The organism is Streptomyces sp. GESEQ-35 (assembly GCF_017948485.1).
GTDB lineage: Bacteria > Actinomycetota > Actinomycetes > Streptomycetales > Streptomycetaceae > Streptomyces.
In genome coordinates, this window is sequence record NZ_JAFFSX010000006.1 from 98284 (window position 1) to 120756 (window position 22473).

Consider the following 22473-nt stretch of genomic DNA (forward strand, 5'->3'; position numbering starts at 1 on the left):
GCGGCGCGCGCCTGGGTGTGGCGCGCGTCTGTGGGGGGTGCGCGCGTCATCGCACGCACGGCCCGGAGCGTCGCGTTCCGTCCCGGGCTCGAGTAGAGGATCAGCCGTCTACGTGCGTAGAACAAGGGAGTTGAGGACCTGTCAACAAATCTGTCATGAGCACGAAATCAACGGCCGGGTGAACCCATGGCGCAGACCCCGGAAAGGTCTGACAAGTCTTGGCATGGACACTTCCGTTCAACACGCGTAGTTGCTACGACGGTTGTGGCAGAGATCCTGTTATAGGGAGGTTCCATGAGACGTTCCCGATTTGCCGCATACGTCAGCTCACTCCTCCTGGCCATCGGTGTCACCCTCACCGGCGCGGCCACCACACAAGCCGCCGAGTCCGCCGCGGAAGGCGGCTACGTGGCCCTCGGAGACTCCTACTCCTCCGGGCTCGGCGCGGGGAGCTACCTCTCCTCCAGCGGCGACTGCAAGCGCAGCACGAAGTCGTACGCGTACCTCTGGGCCGCCGCCAACTCACCCTCGACGTTCGACTTCACCGCTTGCTCGGGCGCCCGAACGGATGATGTTCTCGCCAATCAGCTCGGCCCGGTCAACGCCGCCACCACCCTCGTCTCCATCACCATCGGCGGCAACGACGCCGGCTTCATGGACGTGATGGTCACGTGCGTGCTCCAGTCCGACAGCGCGTGCCTCTCCCGCGTCAACACCGCCAGGGCGTACGTCGACTCGACGCTGCCCGGCAAGCTCGACAACGTCTACGCGGCGATCCGCGCCAAGGCCCCGTCCGCCCACGTCGTCGTGCTCGGCTACCCCCGCCTCTACCGGCTCGGCGCCGTGTGCCTCGGTCTCTCCGAGACCAAGCGGAAGGCGATCAACGACGCCGCCGACCACCTCGACACCGCCATCGCCAAGCGCGTCGCCGACCACGGATTCACCTTCGGCGACGTCCGTCCCGCCTTCACCGGCCACGAGATCTGCTCCGGCAGCGCGTGGCTGCACAGTGTGAACCTGGCCAACATCAGCGAGTCGTACCACCCGAACGCGGGCGGCCAGTCCGGCGGGTACGTGCCTGTGCTGAGCGCGAACGCCTGAGCCACTGCCGCGGCGGGCCGTCTGGCGTCTGCGGCACCGTCGTGGCTGGTCGCGCAGTTCCCCGCGCCCCTTTGGGGCGCTAGGGGGTGGCCGAGTATGAAGAGGAGGCCCCGTTCGTCGGGGTCTCCGACTCGCATGTCACCGAGAACGGGACCGAGTTGGACTTGGTCTCCACCGGGTCGCGCACCTCGACGCTGATCTCGTTCTCGAACGTCCCGGTCTCGTCGTATGTCGTCACGAACGCCCGGTCCTGTTTGGTCCGCGAGCCGCCCTCGGGGAACGACAGCGTCTTCCAGCCCTGGTCCATCACCTCGCCGTCCTGGGACACCCAGCGATAGCTCACCTGGGCCGGAAGCTGCCCGACCGTGAACGTCGCCGTGAACCCGGGCGCCTCGTCGTTCGGCGGCGGACACGGTCCGGAGTACTCCGTGTTCGACCCCGCCAGCGAGACCTGTACGGACTGCTGGGGCGCCGACGAGGTCGTCCCGGCATCGCTCGGGCTCGGCGTGGGGCTGTCCGCACCGCCGGCCGCGTTGTCGTCGTCGCTCGGTGAAGTGCCCTCGCTCGTCTGGCTGGTGGTCGTACCGCCGCCTTGATCGCCCCCGTTGTCCTCCTTGTTCAGCAGGGCGTACGTCAGTCCGGCCACGGCCAGTGCGATGGCGGCGACGCCCGCGATGAGGGCGATGGCGGCGCGGCGGTTGCCGCCCGGTTCCTGGGTCGTGGTGGTCGTCGCCGGGGTGGGCACGGGCCGGGTGGAGGGGAGGGGCGGAGTGGGTGGTTGCTGCGGCTGGGCCGCGAGCGTCGGCGTGTAGGGGGCCGCGGGGTACGTGTCCGCGCGCGGGGTACCTCCCGCCGCGACCAGGCGCAGATCCTGCTCCGCCTGGTCCGCCGGCAGCCGCTCGGCCGGGTCCTTGCGCAGCAGCCCCTCGATGACACCGGCGAGCGGACCGGCCCGCTGCGGCGGCGGCAGCTCCTCGTCGACGATCGCGCGCAGGGTGCTGAGCGGGGTGTTCTGGCGGAACGGGGAGTTGCCCTCGACCGCCGCGTACAGCAGCACACCGAGCGACCACAGGTCCGACTCGGGGCCCGGCGTCCGGCCCAGCGCCCGCTCCGGCGCCAGGAACTCGGGCGAGCCGATGACCTCCCCGGTCATGGTCAGCGCCGAGCTGCCCTCGACCATGGCGATACCGAAGTCGGTCAGCACGATCCGGCCGTCGTTCGACAACAGCACGTTGCCCGGCTTCACGTCCCGGTGCAGCACCCCGGCGTCATGCGCCGCCCGCAGCGCGGACAGCACCTCCGCGCCGATGTGTGCGGCACCCTGCGGGGACAACGGCCCCTCGGCTTCCAACCGGTCCGCCAGCGACACCCCACGGACCAGCTCCATCACGATCCACGGCCGACCGCCGTCGGAGGCCACGTCGTACACCGTCACCACGTTGCGGTTCGCCACCCGCGCCGCCGCCCACGCCTCACGCTCCAGCCGGGCGTACATCCGCTCGACCTCCGGGGCCGGCAGCCCCGCGGGCGCACGCACCTCCTTCACGGCGACCTCGCGGTGCAGCACCTCGTCGCGGGCCCGCCACACCGTCCCCATGCCGCCCTCGCCGAGCGGGGACAACAGACGGTAGCGGCCCGCGATCACACGTTCACTGCCCGGTTCTTCGGACACGGGCGCCCCCATTCGCATCCGGGCTGATTCTCCCCAATTCTCGCCAAACGTAGCTCAGCCGAGTGCGGATGCCGCCCCCTTGAGGAGCAATCCGATCCCGAGCGCGACGACGACGAACGCCGACAGCAGCGGCGCGGTCCTGCGCAGCAGGGTCACCGTCGGACTGGCGGTCCAGCCGGGACGCTTGTCCAGCACTCGGGTCATACCGGTACCCAGCCTGACGACGGCGAACCCGGCCGCGGTGAGGGTCAGGGCCAGCCCGGCGCCGTACGCGACGACGAGCAGCAGCCCGAACCAGGCCTTGCCGAGAGCGGAGGCACCGACGAGCACGACGACGGCCGAAGGGCTGGGCACCAGTCCGCCGGCGAAGCCGAGGAGGATCGTGCCGCGGAGGGTGGGGGCGGTGGAATGGGTGTGGGTGAAGCCGCCGTGTGAGTGCTCCACGGTGTGCGGGTGACTGTGGTCGTGGTCGTGGTGGTGATGATGGTCGTGGGTGTGCGGGTGGGGGTGGACCGCCGCGGGTGCGGGCGTCGGCGCGGAGTGCGCGGCGGCCAGGACCAGTTGGCGAGCGGGGGGCTTGTCCGGCTCGTGCGAGTGGTCGTGCGGGTGCGGATGGTCGTGGGTGTGCCCGTGCGGCTGCGGGGGGCGCCGGTTGCGCCAGGTCCGTCGTACGAGGTTCACGCCCGCCGCTGTCACCAGGGCACCGCTCGCGAGGCCGAGCCACGTGATCACCGAGGGCGTCGCCGTCGAGCCGGCCGTGACCAGCAGGCCGAGGGCGACCACGCCGAGGGTGTGGGTGACCGTCACCGAGGCGACGAGGGGCAGGACGCTCCGGAAGCGGGCGCGGCCGCCGTGGGCTGCCGCCGTCGCGGCCATGAGGGTCTTGCCGTGGCCCGGGGCGAGGGCGTGCAGCGCGCCGAGGCCGACCGCGATGACCAGGGCCAGCGCGGCGAAGCCGAGGGTGAGGTCGTGGCGGGCGACGAGGGAGTCCAGTGCGCGCGTCCAGCGGTCGGCGCCGCGGGGCAGTACGGAGGAGGCCGGGGCGTCCTGCCGGTCCTCGCTGAGGGCGGGGCCGCCGGAGCGTATGCGCAGGGACGCGGTCGCGGTATCGGCGGGCGAGGAGAGCAACTCCTCGGGGTAGCCGGTCAGTTCACGGGAGACCGACTTCTCCGGCACGTCCGACGCGGTGAGCGTCATACGGTCGCCGCGCGCGGTGATCTCGCGCCAGCCCGGGCCGGAGTCGGCGCCCGCGCTGTGGAAGTCGAGGGTGAGGGTGTCCTGGTCGGGGAGCGGCGCGGTCAGCCGGCACTCCACCCGGAGCGTGTCGAGCCCCGCCTGCCCGGGCCGCACGCGCGCGTGGCTCTCGGCGACGGTGAGGCCGACCGCACGCCCCTCGACGGTGACCTTGCCGTCCCGGGCGGCCGACGTGCACCGCTGCCGGGCCCAGTCGGCCATGCCCGCCTTCTCGATGTCGGGTTTCGCCTGGGTCGCCGGGATCTCCGCGAGGTCCTCGACGTGCAGGACCCGGAGTTCGCCGGGGGCGGCGACGAGGCCGTCGTAGCGGTTGACGGTGAAGTTGCCGAGGGGGTGCGCGCTCGCGGCTCCGGAGGGGAAGAGCACGAGCGCGCAGACGGCCGTGAGGACGGCCGCGCCGGAGGCGAGCAGGCGACGGGGGCTCACTTGGCCGCCTCCAGGTCCTTGAGCGTCGTACGGGCCTCCCGGGCGCCCAGCGGCGAGAAGCCGGGGTTGAGCTTCAGGGCCGCCTGGAGAGAGGTGCGGGCGTCCTTCTCGTGACCGGTGACGCGTTCGATCACGCCGCGGTGGTAGAGGAACGCCGCGTTGCGGTAGCCGGTCGCGGTGGCGCGGCGGGCGTACGGGAGGGCTTCCTCGTCGCGGCCGTTCACGTGCAGGGCCCAGGCGAGCGCGTCCGCGGTGTGCACGGTGTGGCGGCGGTCCCACTCGGCGCGGGCCGCGCGCAGCGCCGACGTCGCGTTGCCGTGGTCGGCGGCGGCGAGCGCGGTGTCGAGGTCGGCGTTGACGCCGTTGGCGCGGGCGAGCGCGGTCCAGGCGTCGACCAGGGCGTACTGGTCGTTCGCCTCGGCCTTGTCGCCGTCGGCGCCCCGGGCCTCGTACAGCTCGCCCAGGACGACGAGCGGGCCGGGCAGCGGATAGCGGGCGACGACCTGTTCCATCCCCTTGATCGCACCGGCGCTGTCACCGCTCGCCGCCTGCGCACGGGCGCGGCCCTCCAGCGCGGGCAGGTAGTTCTCGTCGGCGGCGAGGGCGCGGGCGAAGTGCTCCAGCGCCGTCTCGTAGTCGCCCTGGTTCCAGGCGAGTTGACCGAGCTGAGTCGCCACGTACGCCACGTCGCCGGGCGTGGCGGCGTTGGCGAGGGCCTGCTCCAGCACCCGCTCGGCCGTGGTCACGTCACCGCGCAGCTCGTGCACGTACGCGTACCGGGTGAAGACGGGGACCCCCGGACGCCGGGAGTCGGCGGTGTCGGCGGCCTTCGACGCCTCGGCGTACCGGCCGAGTTCGACGAGGGCGTCGATACGGGAGGACAGCGCCCGTTCGTTGTAGGGGTTCTGCTTCAGGGCCTGGTCGGAGTACTTCAGCGCATCCTCGAAGTCATGCCGGGCGGCGGCGAGGGCGGCCCGTCCCGCGAGGGCCTGGTCGTTGTCTGCATCGAGTTCGAGCGACCGCTTCAACGCCCGCTCGGCCTGCGGATAGCGGGAGGGGTCCCCCTTCGTCCGCGCCTGCTCGACATAGGCGAGACCGAGAGTGGCCCAGCCTCCGAAGTCCCTCGGCTGGGCGCGGAGATGGGCTTGCAGGGAGGAGATGCTCGCGTCGAGATCGCCGCTGGACAGCAGCGCCGGTGACATCGCGGCGGGGGCGGCGGCGACCGTGACGCCCCCGTTGTCCCGGACGGCCCCGAACGCGATGGCCCCGGCGGTCATGGCGACGGCCAACATGGCGGCACACCCCGCGAGTTGGGCGGCCCGCCAACGCCGCGAGGCCGCCGCCACGCGCCGCACGGCGGCAGTGCGCTCGTCGACCTCAGCGGGCCCGCTGTCGCCCTCCGGACACTCCGCAGGCTCAGCGCTTCCGGCGGCCTCCGGATTCTCCGCGGGCTCGCTGTCGTTCGTACGCGGGGACATGCCCTCTCCTAGGTCGCCTGAAGGAAGTTGTGAGGTGAAGCGGCGCGGCCCGCGCCGTGGGGGATGGGTACGAGCGGGCCGCGCCAGTTTTCGGAGTGGGGGGAGAACAGCGCCCCGACAGGGGCGCGGGGAACTGCGCGCCCAGCCACAGCGGGCCCGCAGCTCCCCACGACCCGGCGGAGTCAGTACGCACGCCCCCGCATCCGCCGCCACCACATCAGCCCTCCGCCGATCAGCAGGATCCCGGCCGCGCCGGCGCCCGCCGAGGCGGCGATCAGGGTCGTGTCGTCGGCGCTGCCGGAGGCACCCGAGGGCTGGAGCGCGTCGCCCAGCTGGTTGCGGACGTCGTTGTCTCCGGTCGTGCCCTTCGCGAGCGGACCGCGCGAACCCTCGGTCGGCAGTGCGACGTACGGGAAGGCCTTCTCGAAGTCCTTGTCGTTCTTGTCGACCGCGTCGCCCAAGTCGTTCTTGGAGCCGACCAGTTCACCCTCGACGACCTGGAGCGAGGCATCGAGCACGTCGTCGGTCAGCCGACGCCCGTTCGGGAAGCCCGCGTTGTCGCCGTCGAGGACGCCGAGGCGCTTGGGCTCGGCGGCCGGCTTGATGGAGGTGTTGAGGCGCAGCTCCTCCGCCGGGCGTACGTTCGGCGGCTGGTTGAGCCCCTCGACGCCCTTGAGGAAGACATCGACGAGGTCGTTGCGCGGCTCGGCCGGAGCCTCGATCTTGTAGATCGCCTCGATGAGCTTGGGCAGCTCGGGGTTGGTCACGTTCTTCAGGAACTGCGCGTCGTTCCACGGCGAGTCCGCGTTGAACTTGTCCTTGTCCTTCAGCGGGTTGACGACCTCGTTCACCAGCGGGCTGCCGAGCCGCGACACCTGGGTGAACTGCCCCTTTGCGTTCTTGCGTTGGGTCGTCGACCAGATACCGACGATCGGCTGGTCGGCCGACTCGGCGATCATGTCCGTCGGGACCTGGAGGGCGATCGAGTTGACGTTGTAGCCCTTGAGCGTGTCATTGCCGACCTCGGAGAGGTTCCCGCCGTACAGCAGGTCGAAGACGCGCAGGTCCAGGAAGAACGGGTCGTCCGCCTGGCCGGCGAACGTCGTGGAGCCGCCCGCCAGTTCGTGCACGGCCTGGGACCGCAGCGTGGCGTAGTCCGGCATCGACGCCTTGCCGACGTTCGACGGAGCCACCGGCACGTCGTCCGCGACCTTCGTCTTCGACACCAGGTGCTGGTTCTTCAGCCGCAGCAGGTCGATGTCGTACGTCTGCGTGATGTTCAGGTCCGGGTCGTCCAGGCTCTCCACCGCACCGGTGTTGTACAGGAACGTCTTCTTGTTCTTCGTGTGCGTCTTGAAGGTGTAGCGGTACAGCAGCTCGCCCTGGGCGTCGCCGTTGTTGTCGATGTGGATGTCGTACTGGGCGTCCTCGGCGAACGTGAAGAAGTTCGGTCCGCCGGCCGGCTCCTCGAAGGGGATCCAGTTCGCGACGATCGTCGTCGTGTCCGGCTTGTCCGGGCTGACGAACGCGTACACATCCGTGTTGTCGTACTGCGGGGTCCCCGAGATCAGCGGGGCCTCCCGGTGGCTGGAGGCGGAGGCCGCCCCCGGTTCCAGCGTGGCCACGCCGGCGGCTGCGAGCGCCCCGGCGGCCAGCGCACCACATACGAGGGTCGCGATGCTCCTCGCGCCCACGCCGCTCCTGGAGATAGGTGTCATGCCGTCCGTCCTCAGTCCAACTTGCCTGACGCAGGGGGATTCGACGCCGGTGACAGGGCGGATTGGTCGAACTTCAAAACAAAATTTCCCGCTGCCGGACCGGCGTTTTGGGCACGCTGATCCGTAACCCCATCCGGAGGTGGGTTCGTTGCGAATACCCCGTGGGACGGGATCGGCCGCGTGCGGCCGAAGAGAGGGGGACCGGGTGGAGGCGGACGAGCTTCTGGTGCTCGTGGCGGGGGGTGACCAGAAGGCATTCGAGGAGCTGTACGCAGTGGTGTCCGGGCCGGTGTTCGGACTTGTCAGGCGAGTCGTACGGGACCCGGCCCAGTCCGAGGAGGTGGCCCAGGAGGTGCTGCTCGAACTCTGGCGGTCCGCCGGACGGTTCGACCCCGGCCGGGGCAGCGCCCTGTCCTGGGTCCTCACCCTCGCCCACCGTCGCGCCGTGGACCGGGTGCGCAGTGCCCGCGCGGCCGGCGAACGCGAGCAGCGCGAGGCACGCCGCTCCCACAGCCCTGCCTTCGACCAGGTCTCCGAGGAGGTCGAGGCCGGCCTCGAACGCGAGTGGGTACGCCGCTGCCTGGACCGCCTCACCGCGATCCAGCGCCAGTCCGTGACCCTCGCCTACTACGACGGCTACACGTACCGTGAAGTGGCCGAGCGGCTCTCCTTGCCGCTGGGCACGGTGAAGACGCGTATGCGCGACGGACTGACCCGGCTGCGCGAGTGCCTGGGAGGTGTCGCATGAGCATCCTCCGTCGTCTGTTCCGCGGCGAGAACATCCACTCCCTGGCCGCTCCGTATGCGCTCGACGCCCTGGAACCGGGAGAGCGCGTGCGCTTCGAGAAGCACCTCAAGAACTGCGACACCTGCGCCGCCGAGGTGCGCACCCTCTCCGAGGACGCCGTCCGCCTCGCCTGGTCGACCGCCGCCCCGGCGCCGGCCGCGATGCGCGATCGGGTGCTGGCCGCCGTACGCACGATTCCGCAGGAGCCCGCCGCACAGGCCGCCTGGACCGAGCCCGCACGCGCGCGTACGACGCAGCTGCCGCCCCATGTCTGGGGAACCGAGCCGCCCCCGTCGCGCGCTCGTGCGCCCCGGCGCCCCCTGTTCGTCCCCTTCGCGACGGCCACCGCCGCCGCGGCCCTCGTCGTCGCCGCGCTCTTCGCCGTGCAGGCCAGTCAGACACAGGACCAGCTGGACGCCCAGCGGGCGCAGGCGCGTGAGATCGCCCACGTTCTCGCGGCACCGGACGCGCGCGCGAGCACCGGACAGGATTCCCAGGGCCGAAGTATCGGAGTGATCGCCTCCGCATCGGAGGGAGGCGCGGTGGTCACCCTCAGCGGCTACGGCGGCCTGCCGAGCGGCAGTGTGCACCAACTGTGGCTCATGCGCCCCGATGCGCAACCGCGCTCCCTCGGGCTCTTCGACGGCGACACGCCCTTGGTCGCGTCCGGCCTGGACAAGTCCTCGACGTCACTGGCTGTGACCGTCGAGCCGGACGGGGGGTCTGAGCAGCCCACTACCCAGCCGGTTGTCCAACTCGCCCTGAAATCGGTTGGATTCGGAGAGTGATCGAAGACGAGTCGTCAACCCCCTTACGGGGAAGGTGAATCCTGTGACCGCGATACACGAGTGCCCCATGGGGGCGATAGGGTTACCCTGCCCGGGCCGGGTGGACTCGTACGGGTGGGGAGTGACATGGAACAGATAGTGCGCAGCAGGGCAAGGGTCCCTGCGATCACGTGCGGAACCAGCGCGACCAGTTCGCGCCTCGATCGCCATCTCTCGGTGCTGGGCGGTCCTGTCGTCCCGCAGCGCGAGACGGCCGAGGCGACCTTGCTGATGCGCGAGCTGACCACACGTGACACCACGCAGGAACGCAGCGCCAGGGGCAAGAGGGTGAGCCGGGTCTCGCTCTTCGCGCCGCTGCGCCGGCTGCGCCGTTCGCTGTTCGGTGACCGCTGAGCGACACCGCGCTTCTCGAGACCGTTCATCGAGGCCCGCGCTCAGGCCGCCACACCGTCCCGGCGCAACGCTGCGATCTCGTCGTCCGTCATCCCCACGGCATGCAGCAACGCCTCGGTGTGCTCCCCGAGCGCGGGCACGGCTCCCATCCGTGCCTCGTCCCCGCCCGGCATGGTGATGGGCGGCAGCAGCGCACGTAGCGGCCCCACCGGCGACCCCACCTCCCGCCACCGCTCCCTGGCCGCCAGCTGCGGATGCTCCGCCACCTCCCGTACGTCCCTCAGCCGTGCGCACGCGATCCCGGCACCCTCCAGTCGCGCCACGGCCGCCTCGGGGTCCAGTACGGCCAGCGCTTTCGCGACGACCGCGTCCGTACGCTCCCGGTTCGCCACCCGCGCCGCGTTCGTCGCGTACGCCGGATCGGTCCCCAACTCCGGTCGGTTCAGCACCTGTTCGGCCAGCCGCCGCCACTCCCGGTCGTTCTGCACCGACAGCAGCACCCTCCCGCCGTCCGCCGTCGGATAGGCGTCGTACGGCGCGATGACGGCGTGCGCGAGCCCCGTGCGCGCCGGGGGTGTGCCGTCGTGCATCACATGGTGCAGTGGATGCCCCATCCACTCCGCGAGCGCGTCCAGCATGGACACCTCGACCGGCCCGCCGCGGCCCGTCGTCCCCCGCCGCACCAGCGCCGCGAGGACGCCCGAGAAGGCGTACATGGCCGCCGCGATGTCCGCCGCCGGAATCCCCGCCTTCACCGGCTGCTCCGGCGTCCCCGTGACCGACACCAGCCCCGCCTCGCACTGCACGAGCATGTCGTACGCCCGCTTGTCCGCGTACGGCCCCGACGCCCCGTACCCGGAGATGTCCACGGCGACCAGCCGCGGGTGCGCGGCGCACAGCGTCGCCGCGTCGAGTCCGAGCCGGGCGGCGGCTCCCTGGGCGAGGTTCTGCACGAACACGTCCGCGTCCGCCACCAGCCGCCGCACGACATCGAGCCCGCGCGGGTCCTTCAGGTCGAGGGCGACGGACTCCTTGCCCCGGTTGCACCACACGAAGTGCGAGGCGAGCCCGCGCGCGGCGGTGTCGTAGCCGCGGGCGAAGTCACCGCCGTCGATCCGCTCGACCTTGATGACCCGGGCACCCAGGTCGGCGAGCTGGCGGGTGGCGAACGGGGCGGCGACGGCCTGTTCGACGGCGACCACGGTGATGCCTTCGAGGGGAAGGGGCTCCATGCCGTGGATCATGACCCACGGGTGGGGCTCCGCGAAACACCTTGCGTAACACCTTTGTCATGCACGGATGTTGACGGGGCAATGTTCCGGGTCCAGTGTGCTGATCGTTTGCACGTTTCATGTGGCTGATACACCGATCCTCACCGCCGGAGGTGCGTGTGTGCGACCTGCACGATCAGCATGACCACGAGACAATAGGTGCGAGCGGCCACGGACTGAGCCGCCGCCGCATCATGCAGCTGCTGGGCGCGGCCGGCGTCACGACCGCCGTACTGGCCGCCGAGGCCGACCCTGTGATGGCGGCCTCGGCCGACACCACTGTGTCCGCGTACGAGGCGCCCACCGGCCTGGCCCAGGACAGCCCCGCCAAGACGTCGGCACTGGCCTGGATCAAGGACCAGGCCACCCGGATCACCGGTCTCAACTCCGAGATCTGGGAGAACGCCGAGCTCAGCCTGCGCGAGTGGGAGTCGTCGCTCGCCGAGGCCGGCTTCCTCGAAAGGGCCGGATTCGAGGTCGAGTTCGGCACGGCAGGCTTCCCGACGGCGTTCACCGCGACCTTCTCGTACGGCAAGGGCGGCCCCGTCCTCGGCTTCAGCGGCGAGTACGACGCCCTGCCCGGTCTCTCGCAGAACAAGGGCGTCGGCCACCACGATCCGCGCGAGTACGTCCATGACCCGTTCGCGCCCAGCTACGGCCCTGGCCACGGCTGCGGGCACAGCGCCCTCGGCACGGCGGCAGCGGCAGCCGCGGCGGCCGTCGCGCAGGCCGCGAAGAAGCACAGGCTGCCCATCACCGTGAAGTTCTTCGGCTCGACCGCCGAGGAGACCCTGATCGGCAAGACATACGCGGTCAGCAAGGGCGTGTACGACGGGCTGGACGCGTTCCTCGACTGGCACCCCTCGACCGCGAACGCCACCGGCTGGGGCACGACCAACGCCATGACCGCCGTGACCTTCACGTTCCTGGGGGTGGCCGGCCACGGAGGTACCCCGCTCGGCAACAAGAGCGCGTTGGACGCGGCCGTGATGATGGCGACGATGTCGGAGTTCCTGCGCGAGGAGAACCTGGCGCCGAGCGGGCGCCTCCACTGGGTGATCAACAACGGCGGCGACATCCCGAACGTGACACCGGAGATCGCCGAGATCTCGTACTACGTCCGCGAAGGCAGCCCCGCCCGGGTCCAGGTCCTGCTCGACAAAGTGATCGCCGTGTCGGAGGCGGCGGCGAAGGCCTCGCAGACGAAGGTGCAGCACCGGATCACCTCCGCTTGCTGGAACCAGATGCCCAACAAGGCGTTCGCCGAGCTGATGCACGACAACATGCAGCAGCTTGGGCCGCCCGAATTCACCGACGAGGCACAGGAGTTGGCGAAGGAGCTCCAGGAGTCCCTGGGGCTGCCGCAGAAGGGCATGCACGCCGAGATCGCCGAGCTGACCGCGCCCAACCCCGTGTTCATGGGCGGCGGTTCAACCGATGTGGCCGACATCAGCTGGAACGTGCCGACCGTCTCGATGGGTGCCGCGCTCGCTCCGATCGGCTCCAAGATGCACACCTGGTCCACCGCGTCCTGCGCCGCGGCCGCCCCCGGCCAGGCGGCCGTGCTCGCCGCCGCCCGGTATCTGGCGGCGACGGCGATGGACCTGGTCACCCAGCCCGAGCGACTGAAGGCGATCAAGGACGAGTTCGCGGAGCGGACCGAGGGCGTCGAGTGGAAAACGGCTCTGCCGGACGGCTATGAGCCGCCGATGTACGAACCGCCGGAGTGGTTCCTGAAGAAGACCGGTCAGAAGTGGCCGCCCGAGAACATCACCTGGCCGCCGAAGCGGGTCGTGTCGCAGGAGAAGTTCGCGTCGCTCGGACCCGAACTGGCCCCGCAGAAGTAGCCGTTCACCGCTCGCCGTGCGCGTACCGTCGTACGGCGAGCGGCCCGAAGACGGCGATCAGCACCGCGCACCAGGCCAGTGAGCCCGCCACGGGATGCGCCACCGGCCAGGCGGAGCCCTCCGGTATCGGAGCGTTGCCGAAGAGATCACGCAGGGCCGTGGTCACGGCGCTGAGCGGGTTCCACTCGGCGACCGTGCGCAGCCAGCCCGGCAGATTGCCGGTGGGGATGTAGGCGTTGGACAGCAGCGGCAGCATGAACGTCGCGCTGCCGAGCTGACCGGCGGCCTCCTCGCTCCGGGACAGCAGCCCGAGGAAGATCCCGACCCAGGTGCAGGCGAACCGGAACAGCAGCAGCAGTCCGACGGCGGCGGCCGCTTCGAGCGCCGGCCCCTCGATGCGCCAGCCCACCAGGAGCCCGACGAGCAGAAACGGCACCGTCCCGACGGCCGTGACGACGAGGTCGGCGACCGCCTGACCGAGCGGTACGGCCGCCCGGCTCATCGGCAGGGTGCGGAGGCGGTCCGTCACACCCCGGTGCGAGTCCTGGGCCGCCTGGAACATTCCGGTCATGATCCCGTTGGCCGCGGTCGCCACCAGCAGCCCCGGTACGAGGAAGGAGCGGTACTCCGCGCCCGGCATGGCGAGGGCGCTGCCGAAGACGTAGCCGAAGAACAGCAGCATCGTGATCGGCATGGTCTGGGTGAGGATCACCAGCGCCGGGTTGTTGCGCACCCGCCGCAGCTGACGGCCGAGCATGGCGGTGCCGTCGAACGCGAGGGTGCTCATGCCACCAGCTCCTTGCTGCCGGTCAGGCGCAGGAAGACGTCGTCGAGACTCGGTGGCCGCAGGCTCGCGTCGAGCAACGGCACACCCGCGGCGTCGAGTTCGCGGACGAGACGGGGAACGGTGAGGGTCGGGTCGGCGGTGACCGCGCCGACGGCGTTGCGTTCGTGGTCGAACGACGGTTCGCTGACGGTGAGTTGGTCCAGGACGGCGGCGGCGTCGGTCAGGGCGCCGGCGTGGGCGACGACGATCTCGGCGTACGAGCCGATGAGCGCCTTGAGTTGAGCGGGGGAGCCGGTGTGTGCCACCCGCCCGTGGTCCACCAGGGCTATGTCGTCGGCGAGTTGATCGGCCTCCTCCAGATACTGCGTGGTGAGCAGCACGGTCGTACCGTCCGCCCTGAGGTCGCGCACGGCGTCCCAGATCCGGTTGCGGCTGGCCGGGTCCAGGCCGGTGGTGGGCTCGTCGAGGAAGAGCACGTCGGGGCGGCGGATCAGGCTTGCCGCCAGGTCGAGGCGGCGGCGCATCCCGCCCGAGTAGGTGGACGCGGGACGGTCGGCGGCCTCGGTCAGCTCAAAGCGGTCGAGCAGCTCGCCCGCCCGGGCCGCCGGCCCTCGCACCCGGTGCAGCCGCGCGAACAGCCGCAGGTTCTCCCGTCCGGTGAGGTCCCCGTCGACCGATGCGTACTGCCCGGTGACGCCGATCCTGCGGCGTACGGCGGCCGCCTCCCGTACGAGATCGTGCCCCGCGATCCGGGCCGAGCCCGCGTCGGGGCGCAGCAGTGTGGTGAGCAGCCGGACGGCGGTGGTCTTGCCCGCCCCGTTGGGCCCGAGGACTCCGCAGACCGTGCCCCGCGCGACGGCCAGGTCCAGCCCGCGCAGGGCGTGAACCGTCCCGAACCGCTTCTCCAGACCTTCACTAAGTACAGCGTACGTAGAAGTCATGAGTCGACCATAGCGCACTACGTACGCTGTACGTAACTAGGATGGTGGTCGAGGTGATGATCGATGGCGGGCCGAGCGGCCGAACCCGAAGTGATCTGGGCACGTCCCGAGCGGACGGGCCGGGGGCCGAAGCCCGCGTACACGCGCGCCGACATCGCGGCGGCTGCGATGCGGATCGCCGACGCGCAGGGACTGGACGCGGTGTCGATGCGGCACGTCGCAGCTGAGCTGGGCTGCGGGACCATGTCGCTGTACAACTACGTCCCCCGCAAGGAGGACCTGTACGAGCTGATGATGGATGCCATCGGTGCCGAGCACGAGATCCGGGAGCCTTCGGGCGACTGGCGCGCCGACATGCTGCGCAACGCGCATGAGACGCGCGCCATCATGCGCCGCCACACCTGGGTGCCCCGACTGATGCTGGGCGTGTACGGCTTCAGCCCCAACACCTTGCGCTACCTGGAGCACTGCCTGGCCTGCCTCGAACCCCTCGACCTCCCGTACGGCGTGAAGACGGAGCTGGTCGCGCTGCTCAACGGCGTGGTGACGACGTACACCGCGAACGAGATCGCCACCGCCGAGCGGACCCGATCCATGCCCTGGTCTGCGGAGGAGGAGAACGCGGTCCGGATCGCCTACCTCGGCAGCCAGGTGGCCACCGGCGCGTATCCGCGACTGGCCGCGGCCTTCGCGGAGGCGAGCGGGCCGATCGATCTGGAGGCGGTGTTCGAACGGGCGCTCGGCCGCGTGCTGGATGCCTTTGACCCGGACCTGCGGTAGGCGCTCCGCTGGGTGGGCGGTTCGTTGTCTGCGGGTCGGTGGGGGCTGGTCGCGCAGTTCCCCGCGCCCCTTCGGGGCGCTGCCTGACCGCTGCTGACTGCTTAGATCAGCGTGAGCTGGCCCTCCGGGCCCTCCTCGTGGGTGTTCAGTACCGAGGCGGGGCGGCGGGTCGGGTCCGGTGGTGGGAGTATGCCTGCCTTGTGGAGGTCGGTCGTTGTGACGGGGGAGGTCAACGGGTCCGGGAGGGGCGGGACTTCGGAGAGGAGCGCGAGGACGGTGATCAGCTCGAGCAGGTCCGACGTCCAGGTCTGGGGCCAGGTGGTCGGGCGGATCGCCTGGAGGGTGCCCGGCTCGGCGGGTGCCGTCCGTACCGTGAACCATTCCTCCAGTACCCGGACCCCGCTCACCTCGAAGTCCCAGGCTTCGGGCGGCACCGGGGAGATACGGCCCTCATCGACGTGCAGGGTCTCCTCCTCGCGGTCGTAGTGAAGGGTGTGCGGGCGGGTGGGAAGCGGGGCGCGGACATAGGGCCGCCGGCCGCCGGGGAGTTTGGGGCGTTCGCCGTCGCGGCACATCAGTCGGATCGCCCGGTGGCCCGACTCGACGCCCAGCGCCCAGAGTTCGGGGTCCTCGGTGAGGGGCACGGCGAGGTCGGCTCGGACTGCCGTCACGATCCAGGCCAGCAGGTCCAGCGGCTCCGGCACCTCGCCCAGACGCTCACCCAGGTGCTCCAGCAGGCCCGGCGCCAGATTCGGTTCGGCCCCGCCCGGACGGCGGTACAGCGGGCGGACACGTCCGGGGCGCAGCAGCGGCAGCAGGGGTGTCGCGAGGAGGACCGGACCGGGCCCGCCGCCCGCCGTCTCGGCCACGAACACCTGCCGCTCGTCCGCCACCCGCCACAACTCCGGCCGGGCCGCGTCGATCAGCCGGTGGTCGGGGATCAGCCACTGTTCGTCGAAGGGGGCCTGGAGAACGCGCACGGGCTCCGGGCAGGGCCCCGTGGCGCGGGCCAGCTTCTCCGTCCCACTGGACTGCCCCGGCAACTGCCCGACCGCCGAGTGCAGTGTCCGCGACCGGGTCGCCTCGAACAGCACCTCCCGCTCCGCCCCCTCGGCCTTCACCAGCGCCGCCCAGCGCGCTTTCAGGGACGCCGCATCGGGACCCGTCGGCCACCCCCGCCCGATCCGCGGCGATGCGACGGACCACGGCATGAGATCCGCCAGCAGCGGAGCGTCGTCGTGCGTCACGCAGTGCATCGTATGACTTCGGTACGACAGGCGCCCCGAAGGGGCGCGGGGAACTGCGCGCTCAGCCCCCACCGGACCCGCAGACGACAATCCACCCACCCAGCGGAGCGCTCACGCATCGAGAGTGACCGTGAACGAGAACCGATCCCCCCGGTAATGGATGACCGCCACATCCAACACCCGCCCCTCCACGTCATAGATGACCCCCATGTACCGCAGAATCGGACTGAGCAACGGCACTTGAAGCAGCCGCGCCGTCTCCGGATCCGCGAGCCGCGCCTCCACCGTGTCCGTGATCCGGCTGATCTCCGCCCCCACGACATCCCGCAGCACCTTGGTCATCGGCCACCGCACCAGGTCGTCGAGATCGAAACGCTCGGCCAGTTCGGGCCGGAGGTGATTGCGGGCATGATTCGTCGGCTCGCCGGTCTTCTCGTCGCCGCGCAGCCGGTGGTACGTCGCCACCTCGGCGAGATCCGGGAAGTACTCGGCGAGTTCGGCCGGCACGGACGCCTTGCCGTGGTCGAGGAGCTCGGTCACCATGCCGGACTGCTGGGCCACGATCGCGTCCACCGAGCCGAGGAGCCGGACCGGAGTGCCCGGGCTCGCGCTCGGCTCGATGAACGTGCCGCGCCGCCGGTGGCGTGTGATCAGCCCTTCCTCCTCCAGCTCCTTCAGCGCCTGCCGCATCGTCAGCACGCTCACGCCGTAGTGCCCCGCCAGCTGCTCCTCGGTCGGCAGCCGCAGCGGGTCCTGGGGCGAGCGGCCGAGTATCGACGCGCGCAGCGACTGCGACACCTGATACCAGAGCGGCAGCTTGCGGTTCAGGACGATCGAGTCCGGGGCGAAGGAGGTCATTGGGCCATCCGTACCGGCAGGCAATCGTCAGTGCAAGGGGCGGAAGTGACGTTCGAGGCCCTGCCACACGTCGTCGTAGCCGCGTTGCAGATGCTCCGCCCCGGCCGCGTGCTCGGTCAGTGTCACCGGCCAGCGGGTCTCGAACATGAACGCCAGCCCGTCGTCGACCTTGTGCGGCCGCAGCTCGGCGGCGCTCGCCCGGTCGAAGGTCTCCCGGTCCGGCCCGTGCGCCGACATCATGTTGTGCAGCGAACCGCCGCCCGGCACGAAGCCCTCCGCCTTCGCGTCGTAGGCCCCCTCGACGAGCCCCATGTACTCGCTCATCACATTGCGGTGGAAGTACGGCGGCCGGAACGTGTCCTCGCCCACCAGCCAGCGCGGCGCGAACACCACGAAGTCCACGCCCGCCAGGCCCGGGGTGTCGGACGGCGACGTCAGCACCGTGAAGATCGACGGGTCCGGGTGGTCGTAGCTGATGGTGCCGATCACATTGAAGCGGCGCAGGTCATAGGAGTACGGCACATGGTTGCCGTGCCAGGCGACGACATCGAGGGGGGAGTGGTCGTAGGTGGTCGTCCAGAGGTTCCCGCAGAACTTGTTCACCACCTCGACCGGGCCCTCGATGTCCTCGTAGGCGGCGACGGGGGCACGGAAATCCCGGGCGTTGGCCAGCCCGTTGGCGCCGATCGGGCCGAGGTCGGGGAGCTGGAAGGGCGCTCCGTAGTTCTCGCACACATAGCCGCGGGCCGAGGCATCCAGCAGCTCCACACGGAAGCGCACCCCACGAGGAACCAGCGCCACATGTCCCGGCTCCACATGCAGCAGCCCGAACTCCGTGCGCAGCAGCAGCCCGCCGTGTTCCGGCACGATCAGCAGCTCGCCGTCGGCGTCACTGAAGACGCGGTCCATGGAGGCATTGGCGTGATAGAGGTGCACGGCCATGCCGGTGCGCTGGGTCGCGTCGCCGTTGCCGCCCAGGGTCCACATGCCCCGTACGAAGTCCGTGCCCGCCTCGGGTTCCGGCAGGGGGTTCCAGCGCAGCCGGTTCGGGTCGGGCACCGACTCCGCGAAGGGCGCCGTACGGATCGCGCCGTTCTCGGTGCGTGTGAACGCCGGGTGCGCGGCCGAGGGGCGGATCCGGTACAGCCAGGAGCGGCGGTTGTGGGCGCGGGGCTCGGTGAACGCCGTGCCGCTGAGCTGCTCCGCGTACAGCCCGAGCGGGGCGCGCTGGGGCGAGTTACGGCCCTCGGGCAGGGCGCCCGGGACGGCCTCGGAGCTGTGCTCATTGCCGAAACCGGAGAGGTAGGTCAGTCCCTCGGCGGTCTTCCGTAGGTCCCCGCTCATGATCTCTGCTCCCTTGCCGACCGAATCCTATGCTTCACCATAGGATTGCGGTTTCGCGGGCGCAAGAGGTCCGCACGACCTCCTCCCGGAGTACGGCGAGAACCAGACTCCAGGGGGATTCGAGGTGTCGGACCGGTGTTCTACTCTCGCCGCCATGTCGTGGACGCGCGCACTGCTCGCAGCGCTCGCGGTCTGTGTCCTGCTCCTGGTCGGAGCGGCGGGCTGCGGCTCCGGTGACGCGGGCGAGCGGAAGAACCAGAAGAACGGGGAGTCGATGTCACCGGTCGGCGAACTCCTCGACGACACCGACGCCGAAGGGCGGCACCTCCGTGAGGTCGACGGCGAGGACGCACCCGAGGTCGGCGTCGAGGTGCAGCCGGACGCCGACGAGGGCTGGGACGTACGCCTGACGATCCGCAACTTCCGCTTCTCGCCGCCCGGTGCGAAAGCCGAGGCGGTGCCCGGCCGCGGTCTCGCTCAGCTCTTCGTGGACGGCCGCAGTGTCGCCCGGCTGCGCACCTCCGCGTACCGTCTCCCGGCCGGCCTCGTCCCGCGCGGCACGCACCAGGTCACCGCCCGGCTCTACGCCGACGACGGCACGGTGTGGGCGGTCGACGGCGAACCCGTCGAGAGCACGGCCGACGTCACGGCGTCGCAATCGGGGCCGACGACGTCCACGAGCGCACCCGCCGGACGGTGAGGGTGCCGGACAACGGGGGGCGAGGTTCACTGCATCCCGGCGGACAGGCATCATGAAACCCGTGCCCCATGCGACATCGCTCCGTCGTGCGCCGATCCAGCGGCGCAGCGCCGAACGGCTGACCAGGATTCTCGACGCCTGCGCCGACCTCCTCGACGAGGTCGGCTACGACGACCTGAGCACCCGCGCCGTCGCCCAGCGCGCGGGCGTCCCCATCGGCTCCGTGTACCGCTTCTTCGGCAACAAGCGCCAGATGGCCGACGCGCTCGCCCAGCGCAACCTCGAGCGCTACACCGAACGCGTCACCGAGCGCCTCATGGAGATCACTGAAGGGGGCTGGCGGGCCGCGATGGACGCCGTCCTCGACGAGTACCTCGCCATGAAGCGCACCGCGCCCGGCTTCTCCCTGGTCGACTTCGGCAACCAGATCCCGGTCGGCGCGCGACACGCCGAACCCAACCACCGCGTGGCCGACCGGCTGACCGAAATGCTCTCCGGTTACCTGGACCGCACCCCCGACGACGACCTGCGGCGCACCTTCCTCATCGCCGTGGAAACCGCCGACACCCTCGTCCACCTGGCCTTCCGGGTGGCCCCTGGGGGCGACGAGAAGATCATCGACGAGGCGCGGGAGCTGCTGCGGGCGTATCTGGCGCGAGTCCTGGACTGAGCGCCCGCGATCTTCCGGCCCTCGCGGGTTTCCGACCTCACCCCCGGCGGACCCTCCCCCTCGTGCATACCGGTCGGTATGCTCGACGGCAGTCCGTGCGTCATCGCTGCCGCCGCCTCCGGGAGGACCCGTGTCCCGCACCGCCCTGCGAATCTGCCCCCTGTGCGAGGCCACCTGCGGGCTGACCCTCACCATCGAGGACAGCCGTGTCACCGGCGCCCGCGGTGATCGCGACGATGTGTTCAGCAAGGGGTTCATCTGCCCGAAGGGCGCCTCCTTCGGCGCCGTCGACGGCGACCCCGACCGGCTGCGCACGCCCCTCGTCCGCAAGGACGGCGAACTGCGCGAGGCCACCTGGCAGGAGGCGTTCGACGCCGTCGCGGCCGGTATCCGACCCGTCGTCGAGCGGTACGGCGCGAACTCCGTCGGTATCGTCCTCGGCAACCCCAACGTCCACACCATGGCCGGCGCCCTCTACCCGCCGGTCCTGCTCGCCGGACTCGGCACCCGCAGCCTGTTCACCGCCTCCACGGTCGACCAGATGCCCAAGCACGTCTCCAGCGGTCTCCTCTACGGCGACGCCCTCGCGATCCCCGTGCCCGACCTGGACCACACCGACCACCTGCTCCTCATCGGCGCCAACCCCCTGGAATCCAACGGGAGTCTGTGCACCGCCCCCGACTTCCCCGGCAAGCTCAAGGCCCTCAAGGCTCGCGGCGGCACCCTCACCGTCATCGATCCGCGCCGCACCCGCACCGCCAAACTCGCCGACCGCCACCTCGCGATCCGGCCCGGCACGGACGCCCTGCTGCTCGCGGCGATGACGTACGTGCTCTTCGAGGAGAACCTCGTCGATCTCGGCGACCTCGAGCCCCACGTGCAGGGGGTCACGGAACTCCAGGACGCCGTACGGCACTTCACCCCCGAAGCCGTCACCGCCGCCTGCGACATCGACGCCGACGTCATCCGCGCCCTCGCTCGCGAGCTGGCCGCCGCCCCCACCGCCGCCGTCTACGCACGCATCGGCAGCTGCACGGTCCCGCACGGCACCCTCGCCAGCTGGCTGGTCGACGTCCTCAACATCCTGACCGGCAACCTGGACCGGCCCGGCGGCGCCCTCTTCCCGCAGGCGGCCACCGACAAGGCCCCGCGCCCCGCCGGGCCCGGCCGTGGCTTCGCGCTCGCCCGCTGGCACTCCCGGGTGAGTGAACACCCCGAGGCCAAGGGGGAGTTGCCGCTGTCCGCGCTCGCCGAGGAGATCGACACCGCGACGCCCGAGGGCGAGCCGATCCGGGCCCTGATCGCGGTCGCAGCCAACCCGGTGCTGTCCGCCCCCGACGGCGACCGGCTCGACAAGGCCCTCGACTCGCTGGACTTCATGGTCAGCGTCGACCCCTATCTCAACGAGACCTCACGCCACGCCGACGTCGTCCTGCCGCCGCCCCCGCCCTCCCAGAGCGCGCACCACGACTTCGCCTTCAACACCCTCGCCGTGCGCAACCAGGTCCGCTACACCCGCGCCGCCGTCCCGCTGGAGCCCGGCCGCATGGCCGAGAGCGAGATCCTCGCCCGGCTGACCCTCGCGGCGACCGGCATGCACGGCGCCGATCCCGCGGCCGTGGACGCGCTGGTCGTACAGCAGACCCTGGGCAAGGCCGTCAAGGAGCCCCACTCTCCCGTGCACGGCAGTGACCCCGAGGAACTGGCGGACCGGCTCACCGGCGAGAACGGCGCCGAGCGGCGGCTCGACATGATGCTGCGCCTCGGCCCCTACGGCGACGGCTTCGGCGCCCGACCGGACGGTCTGACCCTGGACAAGCTCCTCGCCCACCCGCACGGCATCGACCTCGGACCGCTGCGTCCGCGCCTGCCGCAGCCGCTGAAGACCAGGAGCGGCAAGGTCGAGCTGCTGCCGCGGCCCATCGCCGACGACCTGCCCCGGCTGCGGCGAGCCCTCGACGACCGGCCCGACGGACTCGTCCTGATCGGCCGCCGTCACCTCCGCTCCAACAACAGCTGGATGCACAACGTCCCCGCCCTCACCGGCGGCACCAACCGCTGCACCCTGCACATCCACCCGGCCGACGCCGAACGCCTCGGCGTGCGCGACGGAGCGCCCGTGCGCGTGAAGGGCGCCGGGGGAGAGGTGACCGCCCCCGCCGAGGTCACCGACGGCGTCCGCCAGGGCGTGGTCAGCCTGCCGCACGGGTGGGGCCACGACCGGCCCGGCACCCGGCTCGGCCACGCCTCGGCCGACCCCGGGGTCAACGTCAACCAGCTCCTCGACGGCAGCCTGCTCGACCCGCTCTCGGGCAACGCGGTCCTCAACGGAGTGCCCGTGGAAATCGCCGCCGTGACCGAAGCCGTGACCGAAAAGCTCACCTCGCTGACCTGAGCAAAGCCGTGACCAG

Annotated in this window: 19 protein-coding genes; 9 read left to right on the top strand and 10 right to left on the bottom strand. The window is 71.1% G+C overall.

Annotated features, from left to right (window positions below; genetic code table 11):
• The first annotated feature begins 294 nt into the window (after nt 1-294).
• The gene (locus KCH87_RS14150) at nt 295-1101 is read left to right on the top strand and encodes an SGNH/GDSL hydrolase family protein (protein WP_210586407.1); all 807 of its coding nucleotides are present in this window, start codon (nt 295-297) and stop codon (nt 1099-1101) included.
• A gap of 79 nt (nt 1102-1180) precedes the next feature.
• On the opposite strand, the gene KCH87_RS14155 is transcribed toward KCH87_RS14150, so the two are convergent.
• The 4 genes from KCH87_RS14155 to KCH87_RS14170 form a co-directional block, all read right to left on the bottom strand.
• On the bottom strand, nt 1181-2773 hold the full coding sequence (locus KCH87_RS14155) for a serine/threonine-protein kinase (protein WP_210586408.1): 1593 nt from the start codon (nt 2771-2773) through the stop codon (nt 1181-1183).
• A 54-nt stretch (nt 2774-2827) separates the two neighbouring features.
• Nucleotides 2828-4453 carry a nickel/cobalt transporter gene (locus KCH87_RS14160; RefSeq protein WP_210586409.1) on the bottom strand — a complete coding sequence of 542 codons (1626 nt, stop codon included), beginning with the start codon at nt 4451-4453 and terminating at the stop codon, nt 2828-2830.
• Entirely contained in the window at nt 4450-5931 is a 1482-nt protein-coding gene (locus KCH87_RS14165) for a lipopolysaccharide assembly protein LapB (protein WP_210586410.1), read from the bottom strand. The genes KCH87_RS14160 and KCH87_RS14165 overlap by 4 nt, the downstream gene beginning before the upstream one ends.
• Nucleotides 5932-6113: 182 nt before the next feature.
• Nucleotides 6114-7649, bottom strand: a complete 1536-nt coding sequence (locus KCH87_RS14170) for a DUF4331 domain-containing protein (RefSeq protein ID WP_210586411.1) — start codon at nt 7647-7649, stop codon at nt 6114-6116.
• A gap of 205 nt (nt 7650-7854) precedes the next feature.
• Here KCH87_RS14170 and KCH87_RS14175 point away from each other — a divergent pair, with 205 nt between their 5' ends.
• The 3 genes from KCH87_RS14175 to KCH87_RS14185 all read left to right on the top strand — a co-directional run bounded on the left by KCH87_RS14175 (nt 7855) and on the right by KCH87_RS14185 (nt 9617).
• Nucleotides 7855-8397: a sigma-70 family RNA polymerase sigma factor gene (locus KCH87_RS14175; protein ID WP_210586412.1), complete on the top strand. Its 543-nt coding sequence runs from the start codon at nt 7855-7857 to the stop codon at nt 8395-8397.
• Nucleotides 8394-9224: an anti-sigma factor domain-containing protein gene (locus KCH87_RS14180; protein ID WP_210586413.1), complete on the top strand. Its 831-nt coding sequence runs from the start codon at nt 8394-8396 to the stop codon at nt 9222-9224. The genes KCH87_RS14175 and KCH87_RS14180 overlap by 4 nt, the downstream gene beginning before the upstream one ends.
• Before the next feature lie 126 nt (nt 9225-9350).
• Nucleotides 9351-9617 (top strand): hypothetical protein, encoded by a 267-nt coding sequence (locus tag KCH87_RS14185; protein WP_210586414.1) that lies wholly within the window; start codon nt 9351-9353, stop codon nt 9615-9617.
• A gap of 41 nt (nt 9618-9658) precedes the next feature.
• Here the strand turns inward: KCH87_RS14185 and KCH87_RS14190 are convergent, their stop codons facing one another.
• Nucleotides 9659-10861 carry a CaiB/BaiF CoA-transferase family protein gene (locus KCH87_RS14190; protein ID WP_210586415.1) on the bottom strand — a complete coding sequence of 401 codons (1203 nt, stop codon included), beginning with the start codon at nt 10859-10861 and terminating at the stop codon, nt 9659-9661.
• A 146-nt stretch (nt 10862-11007) separates the two neighbouring features.
• Here KCH87_RS14190 and KCH87_RS14195 point away from each other — a divergent pair, with 146 nt between their 5' ends.
• Nucleotides 11008-12735, top strand: coding sequence for an amidohydrolase (locus tag KCH87_RS14195; protein WP_308298830.1), 1728 nt, complete (start codon nt 11008-11010; stop codon nt 12733-12735).
• Between the two features lie 4 nt (nt 12736-12739).
• Here KCH87_RS14195 and KCH87_RS14200 read toward each other — a convergent pair whose 3' ends face one another.
• Both KCH87_RS14200 and KCH87_RS14205 read right to left on the bottom strand, forming a co-directional pair.
• The gene (locus tag KCH87_RS14200) at nt 12740-13522 is read right to left on the bottom strand and encodes an ABC transporter permease (protein WP_210586417.1); all 783 of its coding nucleotides are present in this window, start codon (nt 13520-13522) and stop codon (nt 12740-12742) included.
• The gene (locus KCH87_RS14205) at nt 13519-14463 is read right to left on the bottom strand and encodes an ATP-binding cassette domain-containing protein (RefSeq protein WP_210586418.1); all 945 of its coding nucleotides are present in this window, start codon (nt 14461-14463) and stop codon (nt 13519-13521) included. The genes KCH87_RS14200 and KCH87_RS14205 overlap by 4 nt, the downstream gene beginning before the upstream one ends.
• Nucleotides 14464-14526: 63 nt before the next feature.
• On the opposite strand from KCH87_RS14205, the gene KCH87_RS14210 reads away from it, so the two are divergent.
• Nucleotides 14527-15243, top strand: a complete 717-nt coding sequence (locus KCH87_RS14210) for a TetR/AcrR family transcriptional regulator (RefSeq protein WP_210586419.1) — start codon at nt 14527-14529, stop codon at nt 15241-15243.
• 101 nt (nt 15244-15344) lie between these two features.
• On the opposite strand, the gene KCH87_RS14215 is transcribed toward KCH87_RS14210, so the two are convergent.
• The 3 genes from KCH87_RS14215 to hmgA all read right to left on the bottom strand — a co-directional run bounded on the left by KCH87_RS14215 (nt 15345) and on the right by hmgA (nt 18692).
• The gene (locus KCH87_RS14215; RefSeq protein ID WP_210586420.1) at nt 15345-16499 is read right to left on the bottom strand and encodes a type ISP restriction/modification enzyme; all 1155 of its coding nucleotides are present in this window, start codon (nt 16497-16499) and stop codon (nt 15345-15347) included.
• A 102-nt stretch (nt 16500-16601) separates the two neighbouring features.
• The gene (locus KCH87_RS14220) at nt 16602-17348 is read right to left on the bottom strand and encodes a GntR family transcriptional regulator (RefSeq protein WP_210586421.1); all 747 of its coding nucleotides are present in this window, start codon (nt 17346-17348) and stop codon (nt 16602-16604) included.
• Nucleotides 17349-17375: 27 nt separating this feature from the next.
• Nucleotides 17376-18692: a homogentisate 1,2-dioxygenase gene (gene hmgA / locus KCH87_RS14225; RefSeq protein ID WP_210586422.1), complete on the bottom strand. Its 1317-nt coding sequence runs from the start codon at nt 18690-18692 to the stop codon at nt 17376-17378.
• Between the two features lie 154 nt (nt 18693-18846).
• Here hmgA and KCH87_RS14230 point away from each other — a divergent pair, with 154 nt between their 5' ends.
• The 3 genes from KCH87_RS14230 to KCH87_RS14240 all read left to right on the top strand — a co-directional run bounded on the left by KCH87_RS14230 (nt 18847) and on the right by KCH87_RS14240 (nt 22457).
• Nucleotides 18847-19392 (top strand): hypothetical protein, encoded by a 546-nt coding sequence (locus KCH87_RS14230; protein WP_210586423.1) that lies wholly within the window; start codon nt 18847-18849, stop codon nt 19390-19392.
• A gap of 52 nt (nt 19393-19444) precedes the next feature.
• Complete coding sequence (locus KCH87_RS14235) at nt 19445-20062, top strand: TetR/AcrR family transcriptional regulator (protein WP_210586424.1); 618 nt, start codon at nt 19445-19447, stop codon at nt 20060-20062.
• Between the two features lie 130 nt (nt 20063-20192).
• Nucleotides 20193-22457: a molybdopterin oxidoreductase family protein gene (locus KCH87_RS14240; RefSeq protein ID WP_210586425.1), complete on the top strand. Its 2265-nt coding sequence runs from the start codon at nt 20193-20195 to the stop codon at nt 22455-22457.
• Nucleotides 22458-22473 lie beyond the last annotated feature (16 nt).

Bases quoted from the DNA above. Each gene is read 5' to 3' on its own strand.
- KCH87_RS14235 (WP_210586424.1), top strand. From the start codon at position 19,445: ATGAAACCCGTGCCCCATGCGACATCGCTCCGTCGTGCGCCGATCCAG.
- KCH87_RS14210 (WP_210586419.1), top strand. From the start codon at position 14,527: ATGGCGGGCCGAGCGGCCGAACCCGAAGTGATCTGGGCACGTCCCGAG.
- KCH87_RS14200 (WP_210586417.1), bottom strand. From the start codon at position 13,522: ATGAGCACCCTCGCGTTCGACGGCACCGCCATGCTCGGCCGTCAGCTG.
- KCH87_RS14215 (WP_210586420.1), bottom strand. From the start codon at position 16,499: ATGCACTGCGTGACGCACGACGACGCTCCGCTGCTGGCGGATCTCATG.
- KCH87_RS14205 (WP_210586418.1), bottom strand. From the start codon at position 14,463: ATGACTTCTACGTACGCTGTACTTAGTGAAGGTCTGGAGAAGCGGTTC.
- KCH87_RS14190 (WP_210586415.1), bottom strand. From the start codon at position 10,861: ATGATCCACGGCATGGAGCCCCTTCCCCTCGAAGGCATCACCGTGGTC.
- KCH87_RS14220 (WP_210586421.1), bottom strand. From the start codon at position 17,348: ATGACCTCCTTCGCCCCGGACTCGATCGTCCTGAACCGCAAGCTGCCG.
- hmgA (WP_210586422.1), bottom strand. From the start codon at position 18,692: ATGAGCGGGGACCTACGGAAGACCGCCGAGGGACTGACCTACCTCTCC.
- KCH87_RS14165 (WP_210586410.1), bottom strand. From the start codon at position 5,931: ATGTCCCCGCGTACGAACGACAGCGAGCCCGCGGAGAATCCGGAGGCC.
- KCH87_RS14185 (WP_210586414.1), top strand. From the start codon at position 9,351: ATGGAACAGATAGTGCGCAGCAGGGCAAGGGTCCCTGCGATCACGTGC.
- KCH87_RS14180 (WP_210586413.1), top strand. From the start codon at position 8,394: ATGAGCATCCTCCGTCGTCTGTTCCGCGGCGAGAACATCCACTCCCTG.
- KCH87_RS14150 (WP_210586407.1), top strand. From the start codon at position 295: ATGAGACGTTCCCGATTTGCCGCATACGTCAGCTCACTCCTCCTGGCC.
- KCH87_RS14170 (WP_210586411.1), bottom strand. From the start codon at position 7,649: ATGACACCTATCTCCAGGAGCGGCGTGGGCGCGAGGAGCATCGCGACC.
- KCH87_RS14230 (WP_210586423.1), top strand. From the start codon at position 18,847: ATGTCGTGGACGCGCGCACTGCTCGCAGCGCTCGCGGTCTGTGTCCTG.